This is a genomic window from Clostridium sp. LS (assembly GCF_002760435.1).
In the GTDB taxonomy this organism is placed as follows: domain Bacteria; phylum Bacillota; class Clostridia; order Clostridiales; family Clostridiaceae; genus Clostridium.
Genome location: NZ_AUUU01000207.1, coordinates 1 through 2,068, shown reverse-complemented (window position 1 = coordinate 2,068; position 2,068 = coordinate 1). Strand labels below are relative to the sequence as shown.

2 protein-coding genes are annotated in these 2,068 nt (G+C 27.0%); one reads left to right on the top strand and one right to left on the bottom strand.

Annotation, left to right across the window (positions count from 1 at the left end):
• Window positions 1-26: 26 nt before the first annotated feature.
• The gene (locus COL3_RS26335) at window positions 27-539 is read right to left on the bottom strand and encodes a hypothetical protein (protein WP_008420410.1); all 513 of its coding nucleotides are present in this window, start codon (window positions 537-539) and stop codon (window positions 27-29) included.
• A 289-nt stretch (window positions 540-828) separates the two neighbouring features.
• Between COL3_RS26335 and COL3_RS26330 the strand changes: the two genes are divergently transcribed.
• The gene (locus COL3_RS26330) at window positions 829-2,010 is read left to right on the top strand and encodes an AI-2E family transporter (protein ID WP_008420411.1); all 1,182 of its coding nucleotides are present in this window, start codon (window positions 829-831) and stop codon (window positions 2,008-2,010) included.
• The last annotated feature ends 58 nt before the right edge of the window (window positions 2,011-2,068 follow it).

Sequence of the window (2,068 nt, the reverse complement as noted above, 5' to 3'; positions counted from 1 at the left end):
ATTTTAACAATGGAGGATTGCATTTTCTATCCGTTAATTTTTTTACGCTTACTTTTGTTCTTATCTAACATTTTAAAATATAATTCACTTTCACCTGCAGGTACATGTGCATAAGTATGATCTATAAATTCATACTCTTGCTTAATTCTCTTAATACATTCTGTGAAAGCACACACTCCGCAGTTACCAAATAATGTAATATAAACTGAACTTATATGCTTAGAATTATTGCAAAGGTAATCATTTGAAAGCTTTAAATTTATAAACTTTCCATTAATTTTAACACTACATAGTACTTCATTCCAATTAGAAATGCACTTATTATACTCAGCTTTCAAGTTATAATTTGCAAACTTTTCTTTTATTACTTTTTCTAATTCTGTGATTAAGTCTTCTAAGCCTTCTCTTAATATGCTATCTATCTCCTGCTTTGAATATTTTCTTTCCTCATTCTTTACACTAACATTATTCTTACAAACCTGAGCAGTCAATTCCCCCTCTACATTTAAATCACTAAATGTATCATTCTCACTATACACTAGACTCTTCCCCCTTTTGAACTCATTTCCTTATATAATATTATTATTTAAATATATTTTAAGTTATAATATTATATAACCAGAAATTTACTAGCGCTTTAAGTATACTTTAAATAAATTTCTTGATTATAGATAAAACAAGTATATCTAATGCATAAAAGGAAAATAATAAAAATTCTGTATTTAAAAATATATTAATAGAAATTTTTGTTTAATAATGTGCTATAATTTAAATACTACTGATTAAATAAAATAATAGTTAAAAAAATTAAGGAGACAGCGTTATTATATGAAAATTGAATTTGATAAAAAGCTATTTAAATACTCAATATACGTGACAATTACAGCTGTAACAATATATGTGGCATTTTTAATCATTCTTAATATTGGTGCACTATTTACTTCTACATTTGGTATTGTTAAATATTTTATTGATTTAATAAAACCACTGCTTATAGGAATTATTCTTGCATATCTTTTTTATCCTATTACAAGAAATATAGAAAACTTTTTAGAAAAAAATAAATTATTTAGCATTCAAAGACCATCAATAAGAAGGATTTTATCAATTATATTTGCTTACCTTTTAATTATTGGTATCTTCTTAGGGTTGCTTTGTGGAATTTACTTTATGATTGGTGGGCAATTATCAAATAATACAACTATATCAAATATGACTCAACATATATCTTCCTATATAAGTAATAATTCTTTTTCAACTGAATCAATTAAAGATAGTTTAGACAAAATTAATAGTCCATTTCTTGATAATATTAAGCCTTACATTATAGACGGAGTTATTTATCTGCAAAATTATATTAAAAATAACTTTGGAAATATGACAACATACATAATGTCTGTCGGAAGCAGTGTTGTTACCTTTTTTATTTCCTTTGTAATTAGTATCTATCTTTTAAAAGATTCTGAGTACTTTATCGGTTTATGGATAAAGCTATATCATTTAATATTTAGAAAAAGTAATATTGGCAGTAAAATTAATTATGTCTTTAAAGTAATTCATCAATCTTTTGCTAAATATCTTCATGGACAACTGCTAGAAGCGTTTTTTGTTGGAGTTTTGTCCACTATAGCCCTTTCGATCGCTGGAATTGATTATGCTTTTGTTATAGGAATTATTTCAGGTATCTCTAACTTAATTCCTTATGTAGGTCCAATTGTTGGTACAGTTCTTGCTGCAGTAATGGGCTTACTTAGCGGTGTTCCAATTAAAGCACTTTATGCTATTATTGCTATGCTAATTGTTCAGCAAATTGATGGTCATCTTTTAGCACCTAAAATTGTTGGCGATAGTGTTGGACTTCATCCTGTGTTTATTATACTTGCAATTTTAATTGGTGGAGATACTGGTGGATTAATAGGGATGCTTATTGCTGTCCCAATTGCAGCATCATTTAAAGTTATATTCAACAATTGGTACGATGGCTACATGAATAACCACAAGGATTCTTAGTGTATAGATAAACAACATGTAAACTAGACTTATGTGGTAGCTTACCGAAATAACAAAT

Bases quoted from the DNA above. Each gene is read 5' to 3' on its own strand.
- COL3_RS26330 (WP_008420411.1), top strand. From the start codon at position 829: ATGAAAATTGAATTTGATAAAAAGCTATTTAAATACTCAATATACGTG.